Genomic DNA, 25,618 nt, shown 5'->3' with positions numbered 1-25,618 from the left:
GCACTCTTTGACGGCCGTCAGCTCTGGCGCGGGTTCGGCTTCAGTACGGCGAACACCGCCTGGGCCGGGTCCGCCAGCCAGGCGATACGCCCGACGTCCGGTACGTCCGCGGCCGGCATGAGCACCGTCCCGCCGTTTCCCTGAACCGCGGCGACGACGGCATCCGCATCGGCAACGGCGAAGTACGGCACCCAGCGCGCCACTTCGTGCTCCCCCTGAAGCGGAGCCACGCCGCCGAAGGACCCCTCCTCCTGGTCGCCGTCCCTGATGCTCAGGACCCGGTACGTCATGCCGGGCGCCCGCATCTCCCGAGTACGCCAGCCGAACAGCCCGTGGTAGAAGCGGATGGCCGCTTCCGGGTCCGCGACCTGCAGCTCGACCCACACCAGCGTGTTGTCCTCGGACGTCTTCTCCAGGCCCGCCCCGGCTTCGAACACGGCGAACTCCGCGCCCCGGGGATCGGTGAACTGGGCCAGTCGCCCCTCGCCCACGCTCATCGGCTCGACGCGCACCCGGCCGCCGCCGGTGACCACATCACGGGCGGTGGCCTGGATGTCGTCGCTGCGGAAGTACGTCGTCCAGGCCGGCTGGGCGTCCTCCTCGGTCAGCGGCCCGAGGGCGGCGACGGTCTTCCCGTCCTTCTGGAAGAGCCCGTACCCGCCCGCTTCGGGCCCGAGGGACATGAACCGCCAGCCGAAGACGGCGCTGTAGAAGGCGGCGGCCACGTCCAGGTCCGGGCTGCCGAGGTCGATCCAGACGGGTGACCCGGCGCGGAAGTCGGTGCCGAGCATACGTTTCCTCCTGCGCGTCCGGTGCTGAGCCCTCGTCACTATGCCGCCCCCCCCGGGCGGCGCCCGGCGTAACGGCCCGAATGTCCCGACCCTTTCACCCGGGCTGGGGAACCTGACGTGATGATCGCGGATATGGAGGCCGGCAACACCGCGTCGATCCGTCTGCACGAGGGCTTCGGCTTCCGCCACGTCGGAACCAGGGGGTGCGGGGGCGCGCAGTGCGAGAACGCCACCCTGGATCGCTTCTTGGATGCGCTGGCCGCCTGGATCAACGACGCCCCCGGCTGGTACGGGAACTTCCACCAGGAGATGCCCGAGCACGGCGACTGGACGTTCTTCGCCCGCGCGTTGAGCGCCGCCGTCGTCCACGAGTAACCCGAGCAGCGCGTTCGGGCAGTACTGCTCTCCCGCGACCCCCCAATTGAACGCGTTCAAATTTGGCGGCTACGCTTGTGCCCACCGAAGTCGAGGGGGCGCGATGAAGGTAGTGCTACCCGGGGGAACCGGGCAGGTGGGTACGGTCCTGGACCGTGCGATGACGGCCGCCGGGCATGAGGTCGTGGTGTTGACCCGGCGCCCGGAGCGGGAGCGTGAAATCGGCTGGGACGGGCGCACACCGGGCCCCTGGGCGGAGGCGATCATCACGGTCCCCGAACTGTCCTGGACGCGTTTCGAAGCGGCTTCGGACGTCGTACAGGTCGGCCAGCGCGTTTCCGGTGAGTTCCTTCAGTTCGACACATGGAATCTGGAGGCCAGAATGTCCTTGCGGGCGACGCGGCCGGACCCCTTCCAGACGTTCGCCGACCGCACCGCCGTAGGACAGGAACTACGTGGACGTATAACCAAGTTGGTCCCGTTCGGTGTCTTCGTCCAGGTCGCCGATGGCATCGAGGGACTGGTCCACCTGCGCGAACTCACCCCGGAGCCGGTCGAATACCCGTCGGATGCCGTCCAGTCCGGCGACGAGATCACGGTCGTCGTCGCGGCGATCGACCGGGAGCAACGCAGACTGACCCTCTCGCGGCGACAGGGCCCACCCGCACACCGGTGAGAGCACGACGGTGTCGCCGACTCGGATCTCCGCAGTTCTGGGCGGCGGTGCCTACTTGATGTGCTGTACGGGCCGGGTGGCGAGGTGGAGCAGGTGCTCGAAGGGGCCTCGGCGGAACAGGCGGGTCCACACGGTTGCGAGGAGGGCTGCGGCCCCTATGAAGGCGAGCAGAGCGGGGAGCGCGGCCATCGTGTTGTCCTGGACCGCGGCCACGTACCAGACGTCGGTGAAGAACCAGAGGGCGACGATGTGCAGGACGTAGACCGTCAGCGCCATCATGCCGACCGCCGAGACGGGTGTGGCCAGACGCGTGAGCCGTGGCATCCGGTCCGCGACGGTCAGACAGACGACCACGACCAGCAGGGCGACACCGGTGTTGCCGAGTATGGAGAACGTCGTCTGGCTGTGCGGCGCGGCCACCAGCAGCCAGGCCAGCGGGGCGTGACCGTCGGGTTCGCCCACGGTGTCCGACCACCATGCCGACGCTGCCGAACTGCCCGTGGCGTCCGCGACGGCCGTCAGGGCGTGCGGGACCAGACGCAGGGCCAGCCAGGAGCCGCCGTAGCCGAGGAGGCCGAGCATCGCACCGGTGATGGCCAGTCGGGCCCGGACGCCGGGCCGGGTGATATCGAGTTTGGCCACTGCCATGCCGACGAGCAGGAACGGTATCCAGGTGAGGACCGGATACGCGCCGATGAACATCAGTTCGGTGATGCCGTCGGTGCCGGTCATCCGCGCCAGTGGGTCCCAGGCGGTGACGGTGTCCGCCCAGTTCCCCTCCTCGATCGAATTCCGGATCACATGCAGCGCCTGCGGCAGGATCAGCGCCCCCGCGGCGGCGACGAGCGCCAGCGTTCCCGCCCGCAGCCGGTACAGCGGCAGGACGGTCACGAAGAGCAGCGCGTAGAAGCTGAGGATCACGTCGACGTCGGTGCCCAGCGCGGTCAGGGCGTATCCGAGCACCAGGAGGACGGCGGCACGGATCACGACTCGGCCGACCGCCTGGCGGCCGGCGCGCCCGGTCCGGGAGCGGGGCCGTCCGGTGATGATGACCAGCGAGAACCCGGCGAGCAGCGCGAAGAGCGCGGACGAGCGGCCCCGCGCCGTCTCCAGCAGAAACCCCAGGGGTCCGCCGATCGACACGTCCGGGCCGACATGAGCGGAGTACATGCCGAAGACCGCGAGGCCGCGAGCCAGGTCTATGCCGATCAGTCGTCCGGGCGACAGTCGTCCGCGCGACGGCGCATCGGCCGGGGCGGAGGCGCGCTGCGTCTCGAGCGGACGTGACACCGCCGCCGGTACGTCCGGCGATGCGTTCTGGGCCATGTCTCCAGAGTGTGCCGAATACCGCACCCCGCTCACAGGGCACATATCCGAAGACACCCTCCCGAACGGCCTGAACCACCCCGCCGAGCGACCGAAGCCACCCCGGTCGACCGGCCGGAGCGGCGCCGCCAATCGGCGGGAATCGCCTTCGGCCTGCCGACGAACGGCCCCCGCCGTGGTACGGATCGAACGGGAGTATGCGACGAGCGGAGCGCACGTGATCCGGGTCCTGGTGGTCGACGACGAAGCCCTGGTCCGCGGGGGCTTCACGCACATCCTCAACGCGGCGGACGACATCGAGGTCGTGGCAGCCGTCCCCGGCGGCGAGGCCGTCCGAACGGTGCGCGAGTCACACCCCGACGTCGTTCTGCTGGACATCCGGATGCCGGACGTGGACGGGCTCAGCGTGCTGGCCGACCTGCGCCGTATGCCGGACCCCCCGGTGGTGGCCATGCTCACCACGTTCGACGCCGACGAATACGTGGCGACCGCCCTGCGCTCGGGCGCGGCCGGCTTTCTGCTCAAGGACACCGACCCGGAGCAGCTGCCCTACCTCGTACGAGCCCTGGCCGAGGGCGGGACCGTGCTGTCGTCCAAGGTCACACGTACGGTGGTGGACGCCTACCTCGACAAGGACGTGCGTGAGCCCGCCGTCCACCTCACGGCCCGGCTGACCGAGCGCGAGCGCGCCGTCCTCGTGCTCATGGCCCGGGGCCTGGCCAACACAGACATCGGTGAACGGCTGCACCTGAGCACCGGCACGGTGAAGGGCCATGTCAGCGCCGTACTCAGCAAACTGCGCGTGAGCAGCCGCGTGCAGGCGGTGCTGGTCGCCGAGCGAGCGGGCCTGCTCACGCCGTCGCAGGACGAGGACGCCGGGTGAGCCGCCGAGGGGTGCCGGCTCCGCTGGTGGACGCCGTCCTCGTGCTGCTCGCGCTGGTGGACGCGTGGGGCCGTGTCGGCTTCGACTCGCCGTTGCCCATGGCCTGCGCGTTGCTCGCCGCCGGAGCCCTGTCCCTGCGTCGTCGCGCACCACTGGCAACCTTCGTCCTCACCCTGCCCACGGCCATGCTCTCCGACGCGGTGTTCGCCACGATCGCCGCGCTGTACACGCTCTCCTCGCTCAGCCGCCACCGCGTCCTGCTGGCCGGCTGCGCCCTGACCTACGGGGTCATCGACTTCCTGCCCTGGCCCTGGTCGTCCCTGGAGGCCGCCGAACTCGACCAGATCGACACCCTCCTGCACATCAGTTACACCCTGGCCACCGCGGCGGCACCCGTCTTCCTGGGCCAGCTCGTGCAGGCCCGACGCGACCTGTCCCTGCGGCTCGCCGAGATCACCGAGGCACGCGAGCAGGAACGGCAGCTGGCCGCCCAGAGCATCCTCGCCCAGGAACGCGCCCAACTGGCCCGCGAGATGCACGACGTGGTCTCCCACCAGGTCAGCCTGATCGCCGTACAGGCCGGAGCGCTCCAGGTGGGCAGCCAGGACGCGCAGACCAGAAAGGCCGCGGCCACGATCCGGCAGCTCAGTGTGCAGACGCTCGACGAACTGCGGCACATGGTCAGCGTGCTGCGCGCCTCCGGCAGCCGCCCCACAGAACTCACCCCCCAGCCGTCCCTGGCCGACCTGCAGAGCCTCGTCGACAGCAGCGGTATCGAAACAGAGCTGAAGACGGACCTGCCGACCTCCCTTCCGCCCACCGTCCAGCGCGCCGTCTACCGCACGGTGCAGGAAGCCCTCACCAACGTCCGCAAACACGCTCCCGGCGCCTCGGCAAGCGTCCAGATCCGCCAAGAGGACGGCACCGTCCACACCCTCATCACCAACGATGCACCCACCCGGCCCGTACTCGCCCTGCCCAGCGCCCACCACGGCCTCGCCGGCCTGCGCCAACGCGCCGAACTCCTCGGCGGCCGCGTCACCTCCGGCCCCACGGCCGAGGGCGGCTACGAACTCCACCTGGAACTGCCCGTCGAACAGAACGGGTGACAGGGCCGATCACGCGGGAGGGCCCGGCGCGCTGCAGGCGAAGCTGCTCGGCAGTGGCGGGGTCGACCCGGTGGCGCAGCACGTGATCTTCGGCATCCGGCTGCCCCGGCTCGTCGCCGCACTGGCCATCGGGCTGGCGCTGTCCACAGCGGGCGCCGTTTACCGGGGCATGTTCAAGAACCCGCCGGCCCCTGTCGGAGCCTCCGCGGGCGCCGGTTTTGGAGCAAGTCTGGCCATCACCCTGGGACTCGGCAGCACGGGCATCCAGTCGTTCGCCTTCGCGTGCGGGATGGTGGCGGTCCTGGTGGCCTGGTCGATCGGCCAAGCGCTCAGGCGGGACCAAGTGCTGGGGCTGGTTCTGTCAGGCGTGGTCATCGGGGCCCTGTTCAGTGCCGGGACGAGTCTCCTGAAGTACATGGCCGATCCGGACGACACCCTGCCGGCGATCACCTTCTGGCTGATGGGCGGGCTCAACAGGGTGACCGGGGACCAGGCTGGCCGTCGTCTGGCTGCTGCGCTCCAGGCTGAACGTCCTGACGTTCGGCGACGAGGAGGCCCAGGCCCTGGGCGTGCCGGTGAAGGCGCTGCGGGTCGTCCTTGTCGTCAGTGCGACGTTGCTGACCACCGCCAGCGTCTGCGTGGGCGGACTGATCGGCTGGGTCGGGCTGGTCGTCCCCCATCTCCTGGTGGTCGACGACATCGCACGCCTGCTGCTGGACCGCGAGTCGATCCGAGATACCGACACCGCCACCTCCAGCGTCGGCCACGACGCGTGCCGGCCCCGGGCGACGAAGTGGGTGGAAGGCTTCTGCGGGCAGGCAGCCCCGTACTGGCCGACGGAATTGACGCTGGTTCACATCACGATGGAGTGCTCCGAGGGGAACCGGGCCACGATCGTGCACCCCAACGCTGCCGGCCACGCGAACCTGGCGGCCCACGTCGAGGCCGCCGTCCGCGCGGCACTGTGTCCATGGGGGAAGCCATGGGGCGCACGTCCGCCGGAGTGGTGTACGACGTCCACTTGGTGAGGGCGTCGAGCCCCGCCACGTCGTACCGGCAACTCGTGCGCGACCTGAGTATGTGGCATGAGTAGGTGTGCTCATGCCGTGGGGGCCACCGCTGCGCGAGCATGAAGCCGACGCCGCGAACGCGGTGGACACACAAGGTGATTGACCTGTTTACGGGGGCTGGTTTCATGTCCAGGCGCATCATTGTTTCCGGGCTCGCCGCTGTTGCCGTACTGGGGGCGGCCGGTGCCTACGCCTTCGTGGCGCAGGCGTCCGAGGACGGACCGGTGGTGAAGGACAGCTCCGCCGACTACATGGCGCCGGCCACCGGCCACGACGGCTCGATCTCCTTCACGACCCGGGTGACCGATGACTCGGGAGTGCGGAGCGTGAAGGTTCTGGCCTGGCCGGGGAGTATGAAGCCGGCTCCGACGGCGAAGGAGATGTCCGCCGTCGAGTCCGCCACGTGCACGGCAGCCGGGGACGGAGCCGCTACGTGCCGGTACACCGCGAAGGTCTCCGGCACGGACGCCGCCACAGCACCGCGCGGGTCGTGGCACGTCGCGGTCCTTGTCACCGCGAAGGACGGCGACACGGTGTTCGTGCCCAGGGCGGCGGACTTCACTGTGACTCGCTGAACATCTGTCACGCCCTCCTACCCGACGCCGGAGCGCAGGTGAAGGCCCGGGGCAGGCAGGCGACGGGGGGAGGGTACGCCTGCCTGCCGCGGTGGGTGATACCCCTCCGGGAAGCCAGTGTCGAAAGGGGTACCGCGTGCCCCGTGGCGGGGTCATCCCATACAGCGCAGCACGCGCCGACAGTGTCACTGCGGCGGTCGTCCAACTGCGCAAGGGGCGCCGGCGCCGGGGATGAAGGCCGGGGGGCGGCCGGTTACGGCGTCACCACGGTGCCGCCGAAGGTGACGACGAGGTTGCCGTTCGAGGCGAAGGACCAGCCTCCCAGGTTCCCTCCAGGCCGACCGTCGGCCGAGCGGCAGCGCTGGGCGCGGGGCAGAAGTACCCCGCGCCCAGCCGAGCTTGCCGTGTGCGCTCTCAGATACCGGTGGCGACCTTGCCGGAACCGGAACTGGAACCGGGACCGGGCACATTGCGGAAGCGGAACGGCTCCGGCTCGCGGCCGGCCTGGATGAACCAGCACTCCCCGGTGCCGTCGCCGGTGACGATCCGCAGCACCGTGTCCGCGACGACCTGAGCCGGGATGACCGGCAGTCCCTGCTCGGAGAGCATGTCGCGCAGCGGGTCGATGATCCGCGACTCGGCGAACCCCGGGCAGACGGCGTTGAAGCGCACGTTGTCCGGCGCGAGGGCCGGTCCCAGAGAGCGTGCGAGTCCGACGACGGCGTGCTTGTTGGCCGCATACAGGGGATCGAGCGGCACCGCCGCCAGGCCCGCCAGGGACGCGGTCGCCACGATCGAGCCGCCACCGCGCGCCCGCAGTGCCGGCAGCACCGCGTGGGCACCGAAGACGACGCCGTCGAGGTTGGCGCCCATCGCACGGCGGTAGCGCGCCGGGTCGAAGTCCTCGCCGACCCCGCAGCCGGTCGCCACCCCCGCGTTGAGCAACGCGATGTCGACGCCGCCGTACTGCTCCTGGGCGAAGTCGACCAGGGCGCGGTTGGCGTCGAGGTCCGAGACGTCACAGGCGCGGAACCGGCCGCCGACCAGGTCGGCGACCTCCTGGCCGCCCCGCGCGTCGAGGTCGGCGACGACCACCTGGGCCCCGGCCTCGGCGAGCGCCAGCGCCGAGGCCCGGCCCAGCCCGCTGGCACCGCCGGTGACGATGGCCACCTTGCCCTGGAGCGGGCCGCCGTCCGCCTGTGCGCTCCGTGCGGCGACGGTCGCGCTCTCGCCGGCGGTCACGACAGCTCCAGCACGAGCTTGCCGACGTTCTCGCCGCGGAAGAGCATCTGCAGCGTCTCGGGGAAGTCGTCCAGAGTGCCCCTCACCACGTGTTCCTTGACCTTGATGCGGCCGGCGCCGATCAGGGCGGAGATCTCCTGTGCGGCCTCCGCGTAGCGCTTGGCGTAGTCGAAGACGACGAAGCCCTCCATGCGGGCGCGACGCACCAGCAGCGAGAGGTAGTTGGACGGGCCGTGGACCGGCGTGTCGTTGTTGTACTGGCTGATCGCGCCGCAGACCACGACGCGCGCGTGCATCGCCAGACGGGTCAGGGCGGCGTCGAGGATCTCCCCTCCGACGTTGTCGAAGTAGACGTCGATGCCGTCAGGGGCGTGAAGGCGCAGCGCCTTCCTGACGTCCTCGGCGCGGTAGTCGATCGCCGCGTCGAATCCCAGCTCGTCGGTGAGCAGCGCGCACTTCTCCGGCCCTCCGGCGATGCCCACGACCCGGCAGCCCTTGGCCTTCGCGATCTGACCCACGATGGTTCCCACCGCGCCGGCCGCCCCGGACACCACCACGGTCTCGCCGTCCTTCAGTGCCCCTACGTCCAGCAGGCCGAAATAGGCGGTCATGCCGGGCATGCCCAGCGCCCCCAGATAGGTGGAGGGCGGGGCGAGGGAGGTGTCGATCTTCATGGCGCCCCGGGCGTCGGAGACCACGTACTCCTGGACGCCGAACGTGCCGACCACGTGGTCGCCCGGCTGGTAGTCGGGATGGTTGGACGCGGTGACCTCGATGACCGATCCGGCGCGCATCACCTCACCGATGCCCACCGGCGGCAGATAGGAGGGGCGGTCGTCCAGCCACCCCCGCATGGCCGGGTCCAGGGAGATGACGCGCGTCCGGCCAGCGAACCGCCCCGGGCCCGGTTCCTCGACGAGCCCGGAACAGTGCTCCCAGTCCTCGGGTTTCACGTCACCCACGGGGCGCGCTGCCAGACGGATCTGACGGTTGGTCGCAGACATCCTGCCTCCTGTCGCTCACGGCTCCTGGTGACCATACCGACCAGTAGGTACGTGGCGATGCGTGATCTTCGCCACATCGCCTCGGTGATCTTGTTCTCAGGCGCCCGACCGGATGCCGGATCGAGCCGAAAACGTAACGCCCAACAGGGTTATCAGGCATTCCAACCGGTCGGTAACGTGCGCGGTCACGCCCGCTCTCCCTGCCCGTCCCCACGGATCAGAGCCGTACCGGAAGGCCATGCGATGACATACGCCGACGACCACCGGCATCCGCCACCCGCACCGACGGGCTGGTCGCGGCCGCAGGACCGGTCCCATGGCCACACTCCTCAGCACGAGTCGTATGCGCGGGATCCGTGGCAGCAGTCGTACGGACGCGACGTCCCCCGGTACGACTCGTACGGATACGACGCCCTGCCGTACGACCCGTACGGACGCGCTCCCCGGCAGGAACCGTACGCGCGCGAGACCGGGCGCCAGAACGCCGACCTCGTTGCCCTGCGCTCGGCCTACCGCGTGCTGCGCCGGGTCTCCACGCTGACCGCGCTCGGCTCCTTCGTGCTGTACGTGCTGCTGTCCTGCTTCGCGCCGGACCTGATGGGATCCGCCATCGCCGGAGAGGTGAGCCTGGGCATGGCGCTGGGCGTCTTCCAGCTCGTCGTCACCTTCGCGGCGATCCTCTGGTACGGACGCAGCGCACGACGCTCCGTGGACCCGCTGGCACGGCTCGTCAGGGAACGGACGGACGCGTCGGCGGCCCGGAACGCCGGGGTGGCGCGATGACCGACTTCGGCTCCGGGACGCAGGCCACCGTCCTGATCCTGTTCACCGTCCTGGTCACCCTCACCCTTCTCATGTGCGTGATGGCCGGACCGGACCGCGACGACCTGACGAACTTCTACACCGGCTATCTCTCGCTCACGCCGCTCAGGAACGGCCTGGCGATCGCCGGTGACTACATTTCCGCGGCCACGGTGCTGAGCACCACCGGCATCGTCGCGCTCGCCGGATACGACGGCTATGTCCTGGCGGTCAGCACCGCCATGTCGCTGGTGCTGCTGATGTTCCTGCTGGCCGAACCCCTGCGCAACGCCGGCAAGTTCACCATGGGCGACGTCCTGGCCCGCAACATGCCCGGGCGGGCCGTCCGTATCGCCTCCTGCGTGGTGACCCTGGCGGCGACCCTCCCCTTCCTGGTCGTCCAGCTCTCCGGGGCCGGGTCGCTGCTCACCTTCATCCTGGGCATCCCGCACTCGGGGGGCGCCAGGACGACATGCATCGTCCTCGTCGGCAGCCTGATGATCATTTACGCGGCGATCGGCGGCATGCGCGGCACCGCCCTCATCCAGATGATCAAGATCGTGATCCTGCTGGGCACCAGTCTCGTCGTCGCCGTCCTGGTCCTGAACCGCTTCGACTGGAACCCCGGCGACATCCTCCGGGCCGCCCAGCACGGCAGCGGCGCCGGCTCCGCCTACCTCCAGCAGGGTCTGCAACTGGGCACCTCCGCCGGTGACCGGCTGGACTTCGCCAGTCTCCAGATCACCGTGATCCTCGGCGCGGCCTGCCTGCCGCACATCACGATGCGCCTGTACTCCGCACGCGACGTACCCGCCGTGCGCCGCTCCATGTCGTGGGCGGTCGGCACGGTCACGACCTTCTGCCTGATCGTGATCATCCTGGGGACCGGTGCGGCGGCCCTGGTGGGATCCCGCTACATCACCGCGGCCGACCCGCACGGCAGGACGTCGGTGCTCATACTGTCCCGGATGCTCGGCGGCGGCCCCGGCTCCGCGGGCTCGACGATCCTCTACGCGGCCGTCGCCGGCACGGTGTTCATCACCCTGCTGTCCTCGGTCGCGGGGATGACCCTGGCCGCGGCCTCGTCGCTCGCCCACGACCTGTTCACCCACGCGGCGCGGCGCGGACAGGCGGCGCCGCGTACGGAGATGACGGTGGCGGCCTGGGCGAGCGTGGCCGTGGGAGCCGCCGCCATCGCGCTCTCCACCCTGGTCCAGAACTGGGACGTCGGCGTGCTGACGACACTGGCGATCTGCATCGGGGCGTCGGCCGTGGCCCCCGCGTTGACCTACTCCCTCTTCTGGCGAGGATTCACCCGTACCGGCCTGCTCGCGAGTCTCTACGGAGGCGCTGCCAGCGCCCTCGTGCTGATGGTCTTCTCCAAGGCCGTCTCGGGCACGCCGGCCTCGGTCTTCCCGAACGCGGACTTCGGCTGGTTCCCCATGCAGTCCACCGGCCTGGTCTCCATCCCGGTCGGCTATCTGGCGGGCTGGCTGGGCAGCCGTCTGGACCACCGACGCAACGCCGCCCAGAGCCAGGAGAACCAGCGGCTGTACGAGGAGAACGAGGCACGGCTGCTCGCCGCGGCGGAGTGATCAAGAGGCGGCGGCCAGCCCGCCGCCGCCCGTGGCGACGCCGCCCCGCGGCTCGGGTGCGGTGAACGGGGCCCTGTCCGGACGGCACGTCGCTCCGGCCGGCGGGAGGGTGCCGTCGATGAGGTAGCGGCTCTCGTACGCGTCGACGCAACTGCTGGGATTGAGCATGGTGGTGTGCCCGTACCCGTCGTTGGTGAGCAGGCGGGCGTCGGCCAGATCCTCGGCCATGGCCTGCGCTGCCCGGTAGGGCGTGGCGGGGTCGTATCTGGTGCCGACCACCAGCACCGGGTGGGCCGTCGGCCGGTTCCACGGGCCTCGATAGCGGTTCGTGGCGACCGCCGGCCAGGTGGCACACGGCTCCGCCGCCCAGGTCCAGAAGCGCCCGGCATCGCCCGCGCTGATGGCGGCTGCCTCCTCCAGTGCGTGGTAGACACCGGGGTCGCGTGGATTGGGGCTGTCGGAGCAGAGCACGGCACCACCCTGTTCCTCGCCCAGGTACGGGACCGGTACGGGCGGTGCGGGCTGGGGCGCGGACGGCTTCGGTACGCGTCCCTGCCACAGGTCCTGCAACTTGCCGGCGAGCTCCGTCCAGCCGGGGTGGACGACGTTGAGGGCGCTCACCACGTCACCGATCGACCGGCCGTAGGTCCACGCGCCCACGGGATGTGTCCGAAGACGCCGCGTCAGCTCGTCGAACTTGTCCCGCGTCGCTCTGGGGCTGCCGGCCGAGAAGGCGCAGCCGTCGGTGGTGGTCGATCCGCACAGGGTGAGGAACTGGTCCAGGGTTGCCGCCGCGCCGCGGTCCGAACCCATGCGCAGGAACACCGGTAGTTCGGGTTCCTCGTCGGAGGCGTGGTTCGTCCAGGCCTGCGGATCGATGTTGCTGTCGAGAACCATGGCGCGGACCTGGCCGGGAAAGAGGTTGGCATAAGTGGCGCCGAGGAACGTGCCGTAGGAGATGCCCAGGTAGGTCAGTTGTGGTTCACCCACCGCCCGGCGCAGCTGGTCGAGGTCGCGGGCGCTGTCCGCGGTCGACACATGGCGCAGAAGCTCGGGGTCGCGCTGCCGGCAGCGCCGGGACAGATCCTTGTACGCGGCGATCCAGGCCGCCCGCTGCCGCTCGCCCACGGGGAAGCCGGCCGGCCTGCCCGACATCCAGGCCTTGGCTGCCTCGGGACTCGCGAAGCAGTTCACGGCGGTGCTGTTGCCGACTCCGCGTGGATCCCAGCTGACGATGTCGAACCGCTCCCGTATCTCCTGCGGGAAGAACTGGTAGTTCTGCGGCATCTCCACCGTTCCGGGGCCGCCGGGACCGCCGGGGTTGAAGAACAGGGTGCCGATACGCCGGCCGTGGCCGGTCGCCTTCCGCTTGACGACCGCCAGTTCGATGGTGCGACGACCGGGGTGGAGGTAGTCCAGCGGCACCTTCACGGTCGCGCAGTCGAACTCCGGGCCCCGAGCGCAGGGTTTCCACTCCAACCGCGGAGGCACCGACGGCGCCGGTCCGTCGGCCGCGCTGACGTTCTGTGCGGTGCCTACGACCGCCAAGCAGCTCACCGCCGTGGCGACGGCAGCGGCACGACGCGCTCGGACGGCTATGGAGCCGGATATGGCCATGCTCAGTCCTTCAGCTCTGTCCCTCAGCTCCGCCCCGCGCAGCCAAGCGCCTCACGTCACCAGCGCCCCTTGTGCCGTTGCGCATCCGCTTCAACAACACCGTGGTCGGACACGGCACGCCAGCTCATGACGGCCGAACGGACCAAGCCCCTTCCGGCATGAAGGCCGCGCCGACGGAGCTCGTCCCGCGGCCTGCTCGAGAGCCGTGCGAAGAGTGACGGGCCTGGGCGCGGCCGGCCCTGCCTACGGACTACGGACGGGACCGGTGATCTTCAGGGGGTCGTTGTCGGCCTTGCAGCCGCATCCGTGTTCGTTCCTGGCCGCGGACCCGCAAGAGCATGCGGAGCGGCGTCGGCCGAACCACCACGTGGCCCCGGCCAGCGCGGCCAGAGCGAGGGCGAGAGCGGGCAGCGGGCCCACGACGGCGGAGGCCCCGGCGCCTACCACTCCCGCCGTTATCAGGACGGGCAGCAGACAACAGGCCAGGCAGGCCAGCCCGGCGAGGCCCGCCAACGTCTTCGGTGTCCGGCGGACGCGCGGGTCAGCAACAGGGTCCGGCATGACGATGCTCCTCGGCGAGGTCGGTGAAGGGGATGGGACAGTGAGCACTGTCGGCGCACGCGGTCAGGTCGTCACAGCCCGCGTCGACGGCGGTGGTCAGGGCCGTGCGGATGGTGGTCAGGTCCGCGATCTTCGCGTCGACCTCGGCGATCTTCGCCTTCGCGCGCTCCTGCAGCCCGGCTACGGGTCGGCCGTGGCGGTGGCGGCCGGTCTCCAGCAACTCGGCGACCTCGTCCAGGGTGAAGCCGAGGCGCTGGGCTGCCTTGATCACGCGCAGCGCGGTGACCGCGTCGTCGCCGTACAGCCGGTGTCCGCCGGGACTGCGCTGCGGCTCGGCCAGCAGGCCGCGACGTTCGTAATAACGCAGGGTCTGGATGTTCACACCGGCAGCCTCGGCGACCTGACCGCTGCGCAGCTCCTCGCTCACGCCTGTTCCCCCGCTCCGGCCAGGGCTCCGGTCCGGTCGGCGAGTGCGTCCAGGACCGGCGCGTGCACCTGATCCACCGCGATGTCCAAGCGCACTCGGGAGCCTTCGCCCGCAACGCTGAACGTGAAGAACGAGCAGCAGCCGCTTTCCCGCTCGGCCAGGTCGCGGACCCGCTCCTGAACACCGCCGCCTGACAACTCCAGGCGCAGGAGCAACGGCTCAGGCCGGGACACGTCCGTCAGCCGCTCGCCGAACAGCGTGTCCCACTCCGCCACCCGCAGGGGCCGCTCCGTCGTCGGCAGAGTGCAGGACCGGGGCACCCATCCCAGATCGGTCATCGCGCTCACTCCCGTCACAGCGTCCCCGAGCAACCGCAGCCCGGGACACCACTGACGGTAAACCTGTACCCAGGTACCGGATGCAAGCTCCCCTCGGCGCCGGGCGAGACCGGCGCCGACCTGGCAGGTCGAGTCAGCTGCCGCCGATGCCCACGGCGGTGAGCAGGACCAGAACGAGGGTCACCACGGCGAACAGCCCATGGGCCAGCACCACCGGCAGCGGGAAGTGCCGCTCGGCGGGGACGTCCACCTCGGCGCCGTAAGCCGCCGCGGCACGCTCGCGATGGACGGGGATCCAGCGGGCCAGCATCACGAAGCCCAGCAGGGCGACCGGTAGCAGCAGACCGAACGCGGTCCAGGCCAGGGCGCTCTTGTCGGCCACGACATAGATGATCCACACCACCAGGCCGACCGCGGCCAGGGCGAAGTGTCCGAAGACCACCGGCGCGGGCATACGGCTGCTGCCGGACTGCTGCTGCCGGATTCCGCCTCGTTGGATCCAGGTGCCGAGCATGTAGAAGCCACCGGAGGCGGTGACCACCCAGGCGATCAATGCGGCGATGTCCATGGGGAACTCCCGAGTGAGGACGAGATCGATGTCAGCCGGACGACGTCGGGCGACGTGGGCCGGGCGTGAATCCCTCGGCCTGGGTGCTCTCGTCGGCGACCCGTACGCCGTAGCGGTAGGCGAGCTTGCCGCCCAGAAATCCCGAGACGCCCAGGACCGCCAGGCTGACCGCGGACAGGACGAGCCTGCCGACGCCGACACTCCCGCCGTCGGCGTAGTCGCTGTACCGCCACAGGAAGTTGACGACGTAGGCGGCGGTCACCAGCAGGTTCAGCGTCATATGGACCAGGGCCGTACGAAAGGCCCTGCTGCCGACGGGAATCGCGAACAGGTCGAGGAACCCGACCATGGCCGCCAGCAGGGCACCGATCACCCCCACCGCGATCAACCACTCCGAGCCCTGGGTCAGGAACCCCGGCCGGTGGACGAAACGGGAAGCGATGTCGAAGACCAGACTGGCCACCCACGCACCGATCGGCACCGTCACCAGGATCGGGTGGAACGGGTGGCCGTACGGTCCGGCGAGCGCGGCAGTGACCGGTCGCTTCGCCTGGAGCTGAGACTCAGTGGCCATTGCAACCTCCCACCGGTTTCACCAACAATACTTGGACTTATTGATGACGCGCGTCAAGGCATGCAGGACAGAAGACCAGAAAGAATGGTTGTGCCCATCCAAGCTGGAGTTACCGTGTTCTCGTGACTCCTGACTCGACTCCGCAGGTCGGCGCGGCTGGCGCCGCCATAGACTCCGTCAGCGTCCTGAGCGAGGACTCACGGCGGCGCATGTTCATGTTCATCCGGCGTGCCCGCCGCGCCGTCACCCGCGACGAGGCCGCCGCCAGCGTCGGCATCTCGCGCAAGCTCGCGGCCTTCCACCTCGACAAGCTCGTCGAAGCCGGCCTGCTGTGCGCGCGGTACGAAACTCCGGGCGGGATCCGCAAGGTCGGCAGACAGCCGAAGGTGTACGAACCCACTGACGCCCAGATCAGCGTCAGCATCCCCGAGCGGCGCCATGAACTCCTGGCGGACCTTCTCCTGGATGCCGTGCTGACCGAGCGTGCGGACGAGAACGCCGCGCAGGCAGCGGTACGGACCGCCGAGCAGCGAGGCCGACGGATGGGGGAGGCCGCGCGGGAGGAGACCCGCCCGGGGCGCCTCGGCCCGGAGCGCGGGTTGACCGCCTGTGAGCGCCTGCTGGACGGGTACGGCTACGAGCCCGTTCGTGAAACCCCGACCCGCCTTCGACTGCGCAACTGTCCCTTCCACCCGCTGGCAGAGAAGGCCCCCGACCTGGTGTGCGGCATGAACCAGGCCTTTCTCAGCGGCTATCTGAACGGCCTTGAGGTCAACGGAGTCCAAGCCGTACTGGCCCCCGAGCCGGGGGAGTGCTGCGTCCGGCTCGGTCCCAGCAGCAGCGCAGACGACGACCAGGCGGCCGAAGACTGCTGACCTCCACGAGCCGAGCTCGCCGGAGCACGACGGTCAGGGGCAGTCGTATGTGAGGTGGGTGGCGACCGTGCGGTGTGTGGGGGAGAGGATGAGTAGTTCGGCCCGTGCCCGGTAGTGGCCCATGCCCTGGAAGGTCCACAGGAGGTGCAGCCGTGCGCGCTTCTGGCCTCGGACCACCGTTTCGCGCAGGACGCCCGAAGTGGTGCCGTCGCTGCGGATCCAGCGGTAGGAGAGCTTGCCCGGTCGGCCGTTCGTGGTGACGACGCCGACGACGTCCGCGGTGTCGTCGCACCCGACAGCCGTCGGCCGAGCCGTGACCGCCACCGTGCGCACCTCCACCGACGGACCGAGGCGCTGCCAGAGCAGGAACGCGACGACGCAGATCAGCACCAGTGCCGGCAGGGCGTGTCTGCGCAGGCGGCGCCGCCGAGGCGTCGTCGGGGCCTGTGGCACGGCGGGCAGCGTTCTGTGCGTGCGATGGGCGACAGCGGCCGTCACTCCCGGGCCGAAACGCAGCACGGTCCCCTCGACACGGTCCGGTTGCGCCGGTGCGGTCGACGCCGTCTTCGTAACGGTCGGCTCCGGCTCCACGAGGGTGGCGGTGTTCTCGGCGAGGGTCTTGGTGTCGTCGCGTTCGGGCCGCTGGATCCAGTGGCTGCCGAGGACGGTGGCGCTGTACTCGGCGTCGGCCGGGCCGGGTTCGTCGGCCGGTGGGCGTTCCCCGGTGGCGGGGAGGTGGACGGTCGGGGCGTGCTCGTCGCCGGAGCCGAGCACGCGCGTGGGCTCGCTGTCCTCGGCGGGCGCGGGGGTGCTGTCGTCGCGTGTGGTCATCGGAGCTCACACTGCCTGGTCAGTAGCTGCTGAGAGGCGCCGCCGTCGGCGGAGGCCGGGGCCGTCGTGGCCCGCACCGCCCAGTAGCAGCCCGTGCTCTGGAAGGTGTGGTCGACGGGGATCGTGTAGTGGGTGGCGCCATTGCGCTGGAAGGTCTGGGACGCGCCGTCCGGGGCGCCGAGCGCGCCTGGGACATTGCTCGTGAACCACGAGACGGTGATGGAGACCGGCCCGGTGCCGTCCGTGGTGATGTCGACCGTCGCCGTGCCCGTGGACGGACCCGTCTGCCGGAAGGCCGACACGGCGACGTCCTTGACGGCGGGAGCGGCCGGCGGGGCGGGGGAGGTGGTCGTCGGCGCCGGATCGGTGGTCGTCCCGCCGGTCGTCGTCGCCTCGGACGGAGCCGTGGTGGCCGATGCCGAGGGGTTGTCGGTGCCGGGGGTCCCCGAGGTCTCCGCGTCCGAGGGCGACGCACTGGAGGATGTGGTGGGCGTCGGGGACGAGGACGGATGGGCCGGCGAAGTCGGTGCGGTGGGCCCGGGCGATGTCATGCCGGGCCGGGCGCTGGTGGTGGCCAGCGCCTGCGCCGCCTGCTGCGGATCCGGTGCCGCGGTGTGCTGGGCGCCGTAGGCCAGGAGGATGCCCAGGAGCACCGCCGCGGCGGTCACCAGCATCCCGGGCCGGCCGGGGAGCCACGACCCGATCCGGCCGTGGTGGCCCGCCTCTTGAGCCAGGACCGTGCGTGCGATGTCCGTGGTGGTGTGCGGGGTGTGGCGCGCGGAGGGCAGCAGCAGCGGCAGCAGTGCCACCAGGGCGGCGAGCCGGCCGCGGCCGCGTTCCTCCCAGTCCGGCCCATAGGCGGCGTCGGCGGCCGCCTCCAGTTCCGAGACGAACGCCTCGGCGTGGGTGGGCCGTTCCCCCGGGTCCTTGGCCAGTCCGCGCCGTACCAGTTCCCGTACCGCCTCGGGGACCTCGTCCGTGGGGATGGGCGCGTCCACGTGCCGCAGGGCGAGTTCGGCGAGGTTGTCACCCGCGTACGGCTTGTGGCCCGTCAGGCACTCGAAGAACGTGGCCGTGGCCGCGTACACATCGGCGGTGGGCGAGGCGGGGGCGCCGGTCCACTGTTCCGGAGCCATGTAGGAAGGGGTGCCCGCGATGCCGACACTCGTGCCGGTGTCCACGGCGATCCCGAAGTCGACGAGCTTGGACGATCCGTCCGGTACGACCAGGACGTTCTCCGGCTTGTAGTCGCGGTGCACGACGCCGACGTGGTGCGCGTCGGCCAGGCCGAGCAGCGATCCCTTGAGGACGACGAGCGCGGCCTCGGGATCCAGCGGACCCTCCCTGGTCAGCAGGGTCCGCAACGAGACTCCGTCCACCAGCTCCATCACGATGGCGGCGCCGTCCGGGCTCTCGACGTATTCATACAGTTCGGCGACGTACGGGCTTTCCAGTCCGCCGAGCAGTCGCGCCTCAGCCCTGAACTCGTGTACGAAGTCCGGTCGGGTGCGCAGTGAGTCGCTGAGGTACTTCACCGCGACCGGAACGCCGGTCTCCTCGTGCACGGCCAGTACGACCCGTCCGCTCGCCCCCGAACCGAGCTCCAGCGACTCGGTGTATCCGGGCACCGCCCATGCGTTCATTCCGTCCCCCCCCGATCCGCCGTGCCACCGGAATCCCGTTCACTCCAAGGCTTCGGGCACGCTTTGAGAGACACATTTTCGGCCACCACGGTTGCGGTGCGGTGCCGGGGCCGTCACGGGTTCGCCATTCCGGCCGGTAAGTACGCGGGGTGGGGCCGCTCGCAGGCTGTCGTGGGCGAGTCGGTCCCACCCGGGGTCAGGCTGCCTGGGACGGGATGCTCAGCGGCCGGGAGTCGGGGACGGAGTCGAGGACGTCATCGCCGTACAGGTCCTCCACCCAGGCGGTCTGGTAGATGGTCTCCAGATACCGCTCACCAAGATCCGGGGCGATGGCCACCGCGGTCAGTTCCCGCTCCTCCTGACGAGCCAGCCAGGCCATCGCGCCGCTGACCACGGTGCCGGTGGAACCCCCGAACAGAAACCCACGCCTGGCCAGCCGGTGGCAGGCCCGAACGGTGTCGGCCTCCGCCACACGCACCACATCGTCGACATACGACTCGTCCAGCAACGGCGGGCGCCTGCTGGTGCCCAGACCGGGAATCATCCGTCGGCCAGGTGCGCCGCCGAAGGTCACCGAGCCGATGGCGTCGACGGCCACGATGCGCACCGGCCGGTGCCACTCGCGGAAATAGCGTGCGCAGCCCATCAGCGTCCCGGTGGTCCCGGCCCCGACGAACAGCACTTCCAGGTCCGGGAACTGCCGGGCGATCGCCGGGGCTGTCCTTCGGTAGTGGGCCGTGCCGTTGCTGGGGTTGGCGTACTGGTTGAGCCATACATACCGGTCGTCGGACTCGCACAGTTCGTGGACGTGTCCGATGCGTGCGCCGAGCAGGCCGCCGACCGGATCGGGCTCGGTGACGATGTGGACCTGGCTGCCCAGGGCCTCCATCATCATCCGGGTCGCCAGGTTGCAGCGGGAGTCGGTCACGCACACGAACCGGTATCCCTTGTTGGCCGCGATCATGCTCAGGGCCACGCCCAGGTTGCCCGAGGACGACTCCACCAGAATCGAGTCCGGCGTCAGCCGGCCGTCGCGTTCGGCGGCCTCGACCATTTCGGTGGCGGCCTTGAGTTTGATCGAGCCCGCGAAATTGAATCCCTCGCATTTGAGGAACAAGGGGTGCTCGAAGATTCCCTCGAGGTCGACGTAGAGGTCGTCCTGATTGAAGGCCTGGGGGGCGGATATGACAGGCATGCTCGTCTCCTCGATCAGGGGAGGCCTTCAGGCCGCTGATCCGTCTCGGTGCCGCAGGGGGGAGGGGAATTCGGCGGTGAGTTTCGACTCGCCGGAACGTCTCCAGTACGCCCAATTCGGAGCGGTTGTGTCATGCCACCGAAATTCGGGGCTTGACATGCGCTTCGTGTGCGCGTAGGCGGCGCCGCTGGGGCGGGGGAGCGGTCGAGTAACAAGACCGGCGTTCGGTGTCAAGACCCGAAATTCAGGGACGGGACAGGAATTCCCCGCTCGGGCCTACTGGAGAGGCGGGCGTCACGAATCCGTACGCACCGATCGACACGCACCGAATCGACTTCGAGGAGCCATCGTGCTGGATAGAACCGCGGGCGTATGTGCGGCCGCTCCGAGTGACGTCTCCACTGGTGGATACACCGGCAGATCTACCGGTACCTCGACCGGCATGACGACCGTCATGGAGAGGCTTCTGGCCGAGGTGCTGGCCGGCGTCGTACAAGTCGAGCAGGTGGCGGCCGACAGTCACTTCTTCAACGACCTGGGCGCCGATTCCATGGTGATGGCGCGGTTCTGTGCGCGGGTGAGGAAGCGGGAGGATCTGCCGACGGTGTCCATGAAGGACATCTACCGGTACCCCACTATCCGGAGCCTGGCCGTCGCACTCTCCGACACCGCGCCCGCTTCCGTCCCGTCCCAGCCGCCGCCGGAGGAATCGACAGCACAGGCACAGGCACGTCCGCCGGCCGACGCGGGGACCGCGGCCGCCACCCGGCGATTCGTCGTCTGCGGAATGGTGCAGTTCCTGGTCTTCCTGGCCTATTCCTGCCTCGCCGCCTTCGCTGTCGCCGAAGGCTATGACTGGATCTCCGCAGGCTCGGGGCTGTTCGACCTCTACCTGCGGTCGGTCCTGTTCGCTGCCGTGGCCTTTCTCGGCCTGTGCACCTTCCCGATCGTGGCGAAGTGGACACTCGTCGGCCGTTGGCGATGCGGCGAGTTTCCCTTGTGGGGCACGGCCTATCTGCGCTTCTGGATCGTCAAGACCCTGATCCGCACCAGCCCCGTGCGCCTGTTCGTCGGTTCACCGCTCTACGTGCTCTACCTCAGGGCGCTGGGTGCGCGGATCGGCAGGGGCGTCACGATCCTCACGCGTACGGCCCCGGTCTGTACTGATCTGTTCACGGTCGGGGACGGCACGGTCATCCGCAAGGACGTGCAGTTGTCCTGCTACCGCGCACGCGGCGGCCTGATCCAGACCGGCCGGGTCACGCTCGGCAGCAAGGTGCTCGTCAGCGAGCACACGGTCCTCGACATCGACACCTCGATGGGCGACGGCTCCCAGCTGGGCCACGCCTCCTCGCTGCACGCCGGCCAGGCAGTGCCCGCCGGCGCGCGTTGGCACGGCTCCCCGGCGCAGCCGGCCGACGTGGACTACCGGACCGTCGGCCCCGCCGACTGCCCCACCCGCACGAGGACCGCATACGGCGCCATGCAGTTGCTGAGCCTGCTGGTGGTGTGGCTGCCGTTGACGATGGGCGGCGCGAGCGCCCTGCTGGCCGGCGTCCCGGAGCTGCACGCATTCCTGGAGCCCCGGCCGGTGGGCAGCCCGGCTTTCTACGTCGAAGCGCTGACCGCGTCCCTGGTGGTCTTCTTCGGCTCCCTCCTCGCCGGCCTCCTCGTCGTGGGCACCGTGCCGCGCGTCCTCAACCGGGCCATCAAGCCCGGCAAGGTCTATCCGCTGTACGGCTTCCACTACGGCATCCACCGGGCGATCGCGCTGATGACCAACAGGAAGTTCTTCACCGCGCTCTTCGGCGACAGCTCCGCCATCGTGCACTACCTGCGCTACCTCGGATACGACCTGTCGCGAGTCGAGCAGACCGGGTCCAACTTCGGCACCGAAGTACAGCACGACAACCCCTACCTGAGCTCTGTCGGCACCGGCACCATGATCGCCGACGGACTGTCCCTCATGAACGCCGACTTCTCCAGCACGTCCTTCCGTGTGTCCCGCACGTCGATCGGCCCCCGGAACTTCCTCGGGAACCGCATCGCCTACCCCTCCCAGGGCAAGACCGGCGACAACTGTCTGCTCGCCACGAAGGTCATGGTCCCGATCGACGGTCCGGTGCGTGAGGGCGTGGGCCTGCTGGGCTCACCCAGTTTCGAGATCCCGCGCACGGTGATGCGGGACAACAGGTTCAGCCACCTGGAGACCGGCGACGAACGGCGCCGCCGCCTGGCCGCCAAGAACAGGCACAATGCCGTGACCGCCGGCCTGTACCTGTCGGCGCGGTTCCTCCACCTCTTCGTGATCACCCTCATCACCATGGGCGCGGCCGGCCTCTATCCCTCGCTCGGCGCACCGGCGATCGCCCTGGCCGGTGTCCTCACGCTCACGTTCACCGTCGTCTACTTCGCGCTGATCGAACGGGCCTCCACCGGATTCAGGACACAGAAGCCGCTGTACTGCTCGATCTACGAGCCCCCTTTCTGGCGCCACGAGCGCTTCTGGAAGCTGGCCTCGGTCGACTACATCCAGGTGTTCGACGGCACCCCCTTCAAGAGCATGATCTGGCGGCTCCTGGGAGCCCGGATCGGCAAGCGGGTCTTCGACGACGGCTGCTTCTTCCCTGAGCGCACCCTCGTGACCATCGGCGACGACACCACGCTGAACGCCGGGACCGTGGTCCAGTGCCACTCGCAGGAGGACGGCGCCTTCAAGTCCGACCGCAGCACCCTCGGCAGCGGCTGCACCCTCGGGGTCGGTGCCTTCGTCCACTACGGCGTGACGATCGGCGACGGTGCCGTGCTCGCCCCCGACTCCTTCCTCATGAAGGGCGAGGAAGTCTCCCCGCACGCCCAGTGGGCCGGCAACCCGGCCCGGGACATGCCCGGCCCCAAGACCCAGCCCGAGAGCCGCCGGGAGACCGACGCCGCCCTCGCCGCCGGAGCCTGCGGCGACTGATCCCACGACACCGACACCGGCAACAAGCAGAGGAAATGACCCGATGACAACGCATCCGAACCACACCCGCGACGGCCTGGAGTACTGGCGCGGCGTGTTGACAGCCGGCGGATTCACCCCCGCACCACGCTGGACCCCTCACCCGACGCCCGGCGTCGGCCAGTACGAGGCACAAGCCCCCGACGGTACCGTGGCCGGGCTGCGCCGACTGGCGGACGAACTGGCGGTACCGATCGATTCGCTTCTGCTGGCGGCGCACGCCAAGGTCCTCGCGGCACTGTCCGCGGAGCGCGAGATCACCACCGGCTACGTCACCGAGAACGGCCGCCCGCTGCCGTGCCGGCTCACCACGGTACCCGCCTCCTGGTGGGAACTGGCGCACATAAGCCATCAGACGGTCGCTGCACTGCGGGCGCACCAGGCCGTTCCGGCCGAGGACCTCGACCAGCTGCGGCGCGAACTCCGCCTCACCGGGCCGGTGTTCGAGACCGTCCTCGATCTCACCGCGGTCGACGGGGACCTCACCGAGGACACCGCGCTGCGCGTGGGCATCCGGCACCACGGCGGCCGGCTCGTGCTGCGACTGCGTTACCGCACCGACATGCTCGACTCCACGAGCGCCGCCCGCATCGCCGGCTACCACCTGACCGCGCTGGCGCTGATGACCGCCGACCCCGATGCCGAACACGCCCGCCAGAGCCTGCTGTCCGCCGCGGAAAAACGCCTTCAGTTGGAGCAACTCGCAGGACCCGAACGAGAGTTGCCGAACGCGAGGGTGCATGAGCTGTTCGAGGAACGGGTGCGGATGCATCCGGATGCCGTCGCCGCCGTGCACGCCGGCCGGCAGTGGACCTATGCGGAGCTCAACGCCCGGGCGAACCGGGTGGCCCGCGCCCTTGCCGCCCGTGGGCAGGTTCGCGAAGGCGTCGTCGCGGTGGTGACCGAACGCAACCTGGACTGGCTGACTGCGGTCCTCGCGGTCTTCAAGTCCGGAGCTGCCTACCTGCCCATCGAGCCGCACTTCCCGGCCGAACGCATCGCCGCCATGCTCTCCCGCGCCGACTGCGCCCTGGCGCTGACCGAACCCGGCAGCACCACCACCCTCGACCGGGCCGTCGACTCGCTGCCCGGAGTCGAGAGGCTCTTCGTCGAGGCGGCGTACGAGGAAGACCACGCGGACGACGATCTCGGCATCCCGGTCACGCCCGGCCAACTGGCCTACATCTACTTCACCTCCGGCTCCACCGGTGAGCCGAAAGGCGCCATGTGTGAACACGCCGGTCTGCTCAACCACCTCTACGCCAAGATCGACGACCTCGAGATCGGTGAAGGACATGTGGTGGCCCAGACCGCGCCGCAGTGCTTCGACATCTCCCTGTGGCAACTGCTCTGCGCCCTGCTGACCGGTGGGCGAGCCCTGCTGGTCGAGCAGGACGCCATCCTTGACGTCCCCCGATTCCTCGACACCGTCACCGAGGGCAGGGCCACCGTCGTCCAGGTCGTGCCGTCCTACCTCGAAGCCGTTCTTACCGAGCTCGAACAGCGCCCCCGCGCGCTGCCCGATCTGCGGTACGTGTCCGTCACCGGGGAAGCGCTGAAGAAGGAACTCGCCGAGCGCTGGTTCACCGCCCAGCCCCGGATCAGGCTGGTCAACGCCTACGGGCTCACCGAGACCTCGGACGACACCAACCACGAGATCATGCACCGGGCACCGGAACGCATCCTGCTCGGCCGGGCGGTCAACAACGTGCGCATCTACGTCGTCGACGAACACCTCGCACCGGTGCCACTCGGTGCGCCGGGCCTGATCGCGTTCTCCGGAGTGTGTGTCGGCCGCGGCTACATCAACGATCCCGAACGCACCCGAGCGGCCTATCTCGACGATCCGCACCGGACCGGCACACGGCTCTATCTCGGCGGTGACTACGGCCGCTGGCATCCTTCGGGCAAGCTGGAGTTCCTCGGCCGACGCGATGCGCAGGTCAAGATCCGCGGGTTCCGGATCGAGATCGGCGAGATCGAGAACGCCCTGCTGGGCCTGCCCGGTGTCCGCGACGGCGCGGTGGTGGTCACCGAGCGCGCCGATCGCGGCAAGCACCTGGTCGCCTTCTACTCCGCTCAGAACCCCGTCGACTCCGGGAGCCTCGCCGACCGGCTGGGTGCCTCGCTGCCCGCCTACATGGTCCCGGCCGCCTTCCACTGGTGCGAAAGCCTTCCGCTGACCGCCAACAGCAAGATCGACAAGAAGGCGCTGACGGTGCTCGCCACCGAGTGCGCCGGCAGCGAGGACGCTCACGAGCCACCGGCCACTCCGACCGAGCAGCGGCTGGCCGCCGCCTGGGGCCATGTCCTCGGCGTGCCGGAAGAGCGCATCGGACGCCGCGACCACTTCTTCGACCGCGGCGGCAACTCCCTCTCGGCGGTGAAGCTCGCCATAGCCCTGGACCGCACCGTGTCCCTCAAGGACGTCATGGCACACCCGGTCCTCACCGACCTGGCCGCCCTGGTCGACGACCGAACCGAGCGCCAAGCGCCCGAACCGATGACCGCTTGCTGAACCACATCGAACCGAACCACATC

The 25,618-nt window shown here is 69.8% G+C and carries 24 protein-coding genes and 1 pseudogene; 12 read left to right on the top strand and 13 right to left on the bottom strand.

The features are described 5' to 3' along the window. Positions 1 to 17: 17 nt before the first annotated feature. The gene (locus tag N8I87_RS02435) at positions 18 to 791 is read right to left on the bottom strand and encodes a VOC family protein (protein ID WP_263205044.1); all 774 of its coding nucleotides are present in this window, start codon (positions 789 to 791) and stop codon (positions 18 to 20) included. 120 nt (positions 792 to 911) lie between these two features. On the opposite strand from N8I87_RS02435, the gene N8I87_RS02430 reads away from it, so the two are divergent. Then, positions 912 to 1,166: a DUF7660 family protein gene (locus N8I87_RS02430; RefSeq protein WP_263216277.1), complete on the top strand. Its 255-nt coding sequence runs from the start codon at positions 912 to 914 to the stop codon at positions 1,164 to 1,166. Positions 1,167 to 1,269: 103 nt separating this feature from the next. Next, a complete protein-coding gene (locus N8I87_RS02425) occupies positions 1,270 to 1,842 on the top strand; it encodes a S1 RNA-binding domain-containing protein (RefSeq protein ID WP_263205043.1) in 573 nt (190 codons plus the stop codon). Positions 1,843 to 1,893: 51 nt separating this feature from the next. On the opposite strand, the gene N8I87_RS02420 is transcribed toward N8I87_RS02425, so the two are convergent. Next, the gene (locus tag N8I87_RS02420; protein WP_263205042.1) at positions 1,894 to 3,168 is read right to left on the bottom strand and encodes a DUF418 domain-containing protein; all 1,275 of its coding nucleotides are present in this window, start codon (positions 3,166 to 3,168) and stop codon (positions 1,894 to 1,896) included. A gap of 217 nt (positions 3,169 to 3,385) precedes the next feature. On the opposite strand from N8I87_RS02420, the gene N8I87_RS02415 reads away from it, so the two are divergent. The 5 genes and pseudogenes from N8I87_RS02415 (at position 3,386) to N8I87_RS02400 (ending at position 6,805) form a co-directional block, all read left to right on the top strand. After that, positions 3,386 to 4,051, top strand: a complete 666-nt coding sequence (locus N8I87_RS02415) for a response regulator (RefSeq protein ID WP_263205041.1) — start codon at positions 3,386 to 3,388, stop codon at positions 4,049 to 4,051. Beyond that, a complete protein-coding gene (locus N8I87_RS02410) occupies positions 4,048 to 5,160 on the top strand; it encodes a sensor histidine kinase (protein WP_263205040.1) in 1,113 nt (370 codons plus the stop codon). Before N8I87_RS02415 ends, N8I87_RS02410 begins: the two co-directional genes overlap by 4 nt. Positions 5,161 to 5,230: 70 nt before the next feature. Further along, positions 5,231 to 5,638: pseudogene (locus tag N8I87_RS44255) on the top strand (iron chelate uptake ABC transporter family permease subunit); the annotation flags it as partial. 16 nt (positions 5,639 to 5,654) lie between these two features. After that, the gene (locus N8I87_RS02405; protein ID WP_263216275.1) at positions 5,655 to 6,188 is read left to right on the top strand and encodes an iron chelate uptake ABC transporter family permease subunit; all 534 of its coding nucleotides are present in this window, start codon (positions 5,655 to 5,657) and stop codon (positions 6,186 to 6,188) included. A gap of 167 nt (positions 6,189 to 6,355) precedes the next feature. Next, complete coding sequence (locus N8I87_RS02400) at positions 6,356 to 6,805, top strand: DUF5707 domain-containing protein (protein WP_263205038.1); 450 nt, start codon at positions 6,356 to 6,358, stop codon at positions 6,803 to 6,805. A gap of 414 nt (positions 6,806 to 7,219) precedes the next feature. On the opposite strand, the gene N8I87_RS02395 is transcribed toward N8I87_RS02400, so the two are convergent. Together N8I87_RS02395 and N8I87_RS02390 are read right to left on the bottom strand one after the other, a co-directional pair. After that, positions 7,220 to 8,047 (bottom strand): SDR family NAD(P)-dependent oxidoreductase, encoded by an 828-nt coding sequence (locus N8I87_RS02395; protein ID WP_263205037.1) that lies wholly within the window; start codon positions 8,045 to 8,047, stop codon positions 7,220 to 7,222. Continuing rightward, positions 8,044 to 9,051 carry an NADP-dependent oxidoreductase gene (locus tag N8I87_RS02390; RefSeq protein ID WP_263205036.1) on the bottom strand — a complete coding sequence of 336 codons (1,008 nt, stop codon included), beginning with the start codon at positions 9,049 to 9,051 and terminating at the stop codon, positions 8,044 to 8,046. The genes N8I87_RS02395 and N8I87_RS02390 overlap by 4 nt, the downstream gene beginning before the upstream one ends. 243 nt (positions 9,052 to 9,294) lie before the next feature. On the opposite strand from N8I87_RS02390, the gene N8I87_RS02385 reads away from it, so the two are divergent. Both N8I87_RS02385 and N8I87_RS02380 read left to right on the top strand, forming a co-directional pair. Then, positions 9,295 to 9,834, top strand: coding sequence for a DUF485 domain-containing protein (locus N8I87_RS02385; protein ID WP_263205035.1), 540 nt, complete (start codon positions 9,295 to 9,297; stop codon positions 9,832 to 9,834). Continuing rightward, a complete protein-coding gene (locus N8I87_RS02380) occupies positions 9,831 to 11,447 on the top strand; it encodes a sodium/solute symporter (protein WP_263205034.1) in 1,617 nt (538 codons plus the stop codon). Before N8I87_RS02385 ends, N8I87_RS02380 begins: the two co-directional genes overlap by 4 nt. Here the strand turns inward: N8I87_RS02380 and N8I87_RS02375 are convergent, their stop codons facing one another. From N8I87_RS02375 to N8I87_RS02350, 6 genes are all read right to left on the bottom strand, one after another. Then, positions 11,448 to 13,064, bottom strand: coding sequence for an alpha/beta hydrolase (locus N8I87_RS02375; RefSeq protein ID WP_263205033.1), 1,617 nt, complete (start codon positions 13,062 to 13,064; stop codon positions 11,448 to 11,450). A gap of 243 nt (positions 13,065 to 13,307) precedes the next feature. Next, entirely contained in the window at positions 13,308 to 13,625 is a 318-nt protein-coding gene (locus tag N8I87_RS02370; RefSeq protein WP_263205032.1) for a hypothetical protein, read from the bottom strand. After that, on the bottom strand, positions 13,606 to 14,052 hold the full coding sequence (locus tag N8I87_RS02365) for a MerR family transcriptional regulator (RefSeq protein ID WP_263205031.1): 447 nt from the start codon (positions 14,050 to 14,052) through the stop codon (positions 13,606 to 13,608). Before N8I87_RS02365 ends, N8I87_RS02370 begins: the two co-directional genes overlap by 20 nt. Continuing rightward, positions 14,049 to 14,390, bottom strand: a complete 342-nt coding sequence (locus N8I87_RS02360; RefSeq protein WP_263205030.1) for a hypothetical protein — start codon at positions 14,388 to 14,390, stop codon at positions 14,049 to 14,051. The genes N8I87_RS02365 and N8I87_RS02360 overlap by 4 nt, the downstream gene beginning before the upstream one ends. A gap of 133 nt (positions 14,391 to 14,523) precedes the next feature. Further along, positions 14,524 to 14,958 carry a hypothetical protein gene (locus N8I87_RS02355; RefSeq protein ID WP_263205029.1) on the bottom strand — a complete coding sequence of 145 codons (435 nt, stop codon included), beginning with the start codon at positions 14,956 to 14,958 and terminating at the stop codon, positions 14,524 to 14,526. Positions 14,959 to 14,989: 31 nt separating this feature from the next. Continuing rightward, on the bottom strand, positions 14,990 to 15,532 hold the full coding sequence (locus N8I87_RS02350) for a DUF2231 domain-containing protein (protein ID WP_263205028.1): 543 nt from the start codon (positions 15,530 to 15,532) through the stop codon (positions 14,990 to 14,992). Between the two features lie 209 nt (positions 15,533 to 15,741). Here N8I87_RS02350 and N8I87_RS02345 point away from each other — a divergent pair, with 209 nt between their 5' ends. Then, positions 15,742 to 16,407, top strand: coding sequence for a helix-turn-helix transcriptional regulator (locus N8I87_RS02345; protein WP_263205027.1), 666 nt, complete (start codon positions 15,742 to 15,744; stop codon positions 16,405 to 16,407). A gap of 33 nt (positions 16,408 to 16,440) precedes the next feature. On the opposite strand, the gene N8I87_RS02340 is transcribed toward N8I87_RS02345, so the two are convergent. The 3 genes from N8I87_RS02340 to sbnA all read right to left on the bottom strand — a co-directional run bounded on the left by N8I87_RS02340 (position 16,441) and on the right by sbnA (position 20,076). Beyond that, positions 16,441 to 17,238 (bottom strand): hypothetical protein, encoded by a 798-nt coding sequence (locus N8I87_RS02340; protein WP_263205026.1) that lies wholly within the window; start codon positions 17,236 to 17,238, stop codon positions 16,441 to 16,443. After that, positions 17,235 to 18,881: a serine/threonine-protein kinase gene (locus N8I87_RS02335; protein WP_263205025.1), complete on the bottom strand. Its 1,647-nt coding sequence runs from the start codon at positions 18,879 to 18,881 to the stop codon at positions 17,235 to 17,237. Before N8I87_RS02335 ends, N8I87_RS02340 begins: the two co-directional genes overlap by 4 nt. A 196-nt stretch (positions 18,882 to 19,077) precedes the next feature. Then, positions 19,078 to 20,076, bottom strand: a complete 999-nt coding sequence (gene sbnA, locus N8I87_RS02330) for a 2,3-diaminopropionate biosynthesis protein SbnA (protein ID WP_263205024.1) — start codon at positions 20,074 to 20,076, stop codon at positions 19,078 to 19,080. Positions 20,077 to 20,518: 442 nt separating this feature from the next. Between sbnA and N8I87_RS02325 the strand changes: the two genes are divergently transcribed. Together N8I87_RS02325 and N8I87_RS02320 are read left to right on the top strand one after the other, a co-directional pair. Beyond that, positions 20,519 to 23,038: a Pls/PosA family non-ribosomal peptide synthetase gene (locus N8I87_RS02325; RefSeq protein ID WP_263205023.1), complete on the top strand. Its 2,520-nt coding sequence runs from the start codon at positions 20,519 to 20,521 to the stop codon at positions 23,036 to 23,038. Between the two features lie 43 nt (positions 23,039 to 23,081). Next, entirely contained in the window at positions 23,082 to 25,595 is a 2,514-nt protein-coding gene (locus N8I87_RS02320; protein ID WP_411577181.1) for a non-ribosomal peptide synthetase, read from the top strand. Positions 25,596 to 25,618: the final 23 nt, after the last annotated feature.

The sequence above is a fragment of the Streptomyces sp. HUAS 15-9 genome (assembly GCF_025642155.1).
Taxonomy (GTDB): Bacteria; Actinomycetota; Actinomycetes; order Streptomycetales; family Streptomycetaceae; genus Streptomyces.
The sequence above is the reverse complement of the archived record's forward strand: the minus strand, read 5'-3'. Positions and strand labels throughout refer to the sequence as shown.

Bases quoted from the DNA above. Each gene is read 5' to 3' on its own strand.
- N8I87_RS02435 (WP_263205044.1), bottom strand. From the start codon at position 791: ATGCTCGGCACCGACTTCCGCGCCGGGTCACCCGTCTGGATCGACCTC.
- N8I87_RS02430 (WP_263216277.1), top strand. From the start codon at position 912: ATGATCGCGGATATGGAGGCCGGCAACACCGCGTCGATCCGTCTGCAC.
- N8I87_RS02425 (WP_263205043.1), top strand. From the start codon at position 1,270: ATGAAGGTAGTGCTACCCGGGGGAACCGGGCAGGTGGGTACGGTCCTG.
- N8I87_RS02420 (WP_263205042.1), bottom strand. From the start codon at position 3,168: ATGGCCCAGAACGCATCGCCGGACGTACCGGCGGCGGTGTCACGTCCG.
- N8I87_RS02400 (WP_263205038.1), top strand. From the start codon at position 6,356: ATGTCCAGGCGCATCATTGTTTCCGGGCTCGCCGCTGTTGCCGTACTG.
- N8I87_RS02390 (WP_263205036.1), bottom strand. From the start codon at position 9,051: ATGTCTGCGACCAACCGTCAGATCCGTCTGGCAGCGCGCCCCGTGGGT.
- N8I87_RS02385 (WP_263205035.1), top strand. From the start codon at position 9,295: ATGACATACGCCGACGACCACCGGCATCCGCCACCCGCACCGACGGGC.
- N8I87_RS02380 (WP_263205034.1), top strand. From the start codon at position 9,831: ATGACCGACTTCGGCTCCGGGACGCAGGCCACCGTCCTGATCCTGTTC.
- N8I87_RS02375 (WP_263205033.1), bottom strand. From the start codon at position 13,064: ATGGCCATATCCGGCTCCATAGCCGTCCGAGCGCGTCGTGCCGCTGCC.
- N8I87_RS02370 (WP_263205032.1), bottom strand. From the start codon at position 13,625: ATGCCGGACCCTGTTGCTGACCCGCGCGTCCGCCGGACACCGAAGACG.
- N8I87_RS02360 (WP_263205030.1), bottom strand. From the start codon at position 14,390: ATGACCGATCTGGGATGGGTGCCCCGGTCCTGCACTCTGCCGACGACG.
- N8I87_RS02355 (WP_263205029.1), bottom strand. From the start codon at position 14,958: ATGGACATCGCCGCATTGATCGCCTGGGTGGTCACCGCCTCCGGTGGC.
- N8I87_RS02350 (WP_263205028.1), bottom strand. From the start codon at position 15,532: ATGGCCACTGAGTCTCAGCTCCAGGCGAAGCGACCGGTCACTGCCGCG.
- N8I87_RS02345 (WP_263205027.1), top strand. From the start codon at position 15,742: ATGTTCATGTTCATCCGGCGTGCCCGCCGCGCCGTCACCCGCGACGAG.
- N8I87_RS02340 (WP_263205026.1), bottom strand. From the start codon at position 17,238: ATGACCACACGCGACGACAGCACCCCCGCGCCCGCCGAGGACAGCGAG.
- N8I87_RS02335 (WP_263205025.1), bottom strand. From the start codon at position 18,881: ATGAACGCATGGGCGGTGCCCGGATACACCGAGTCGCTGGAGCTCGGT.
- sbnA (WP_263205024.1), bottom strand. From the start codon at position 20,076: ATGCCTGTCATATCCGCCCCCCAGGCCTTCAATCAGGACGACCTCTAC.
- N8I87_RS02325 (WP_263205023.1), top strand. From the start codon at position 20,519: ATGACGACCGTCATGGAGAGGCTTCTGGCCGAGGTGCTGGCCGGCGTC.
- N8I87_RS02320 (WP_411577181.1), top strand. From the start codon at position 23,082: ATGACAACGCATCCGAACCACACCCGCGACGGCCTGGAGTACTGGCGC.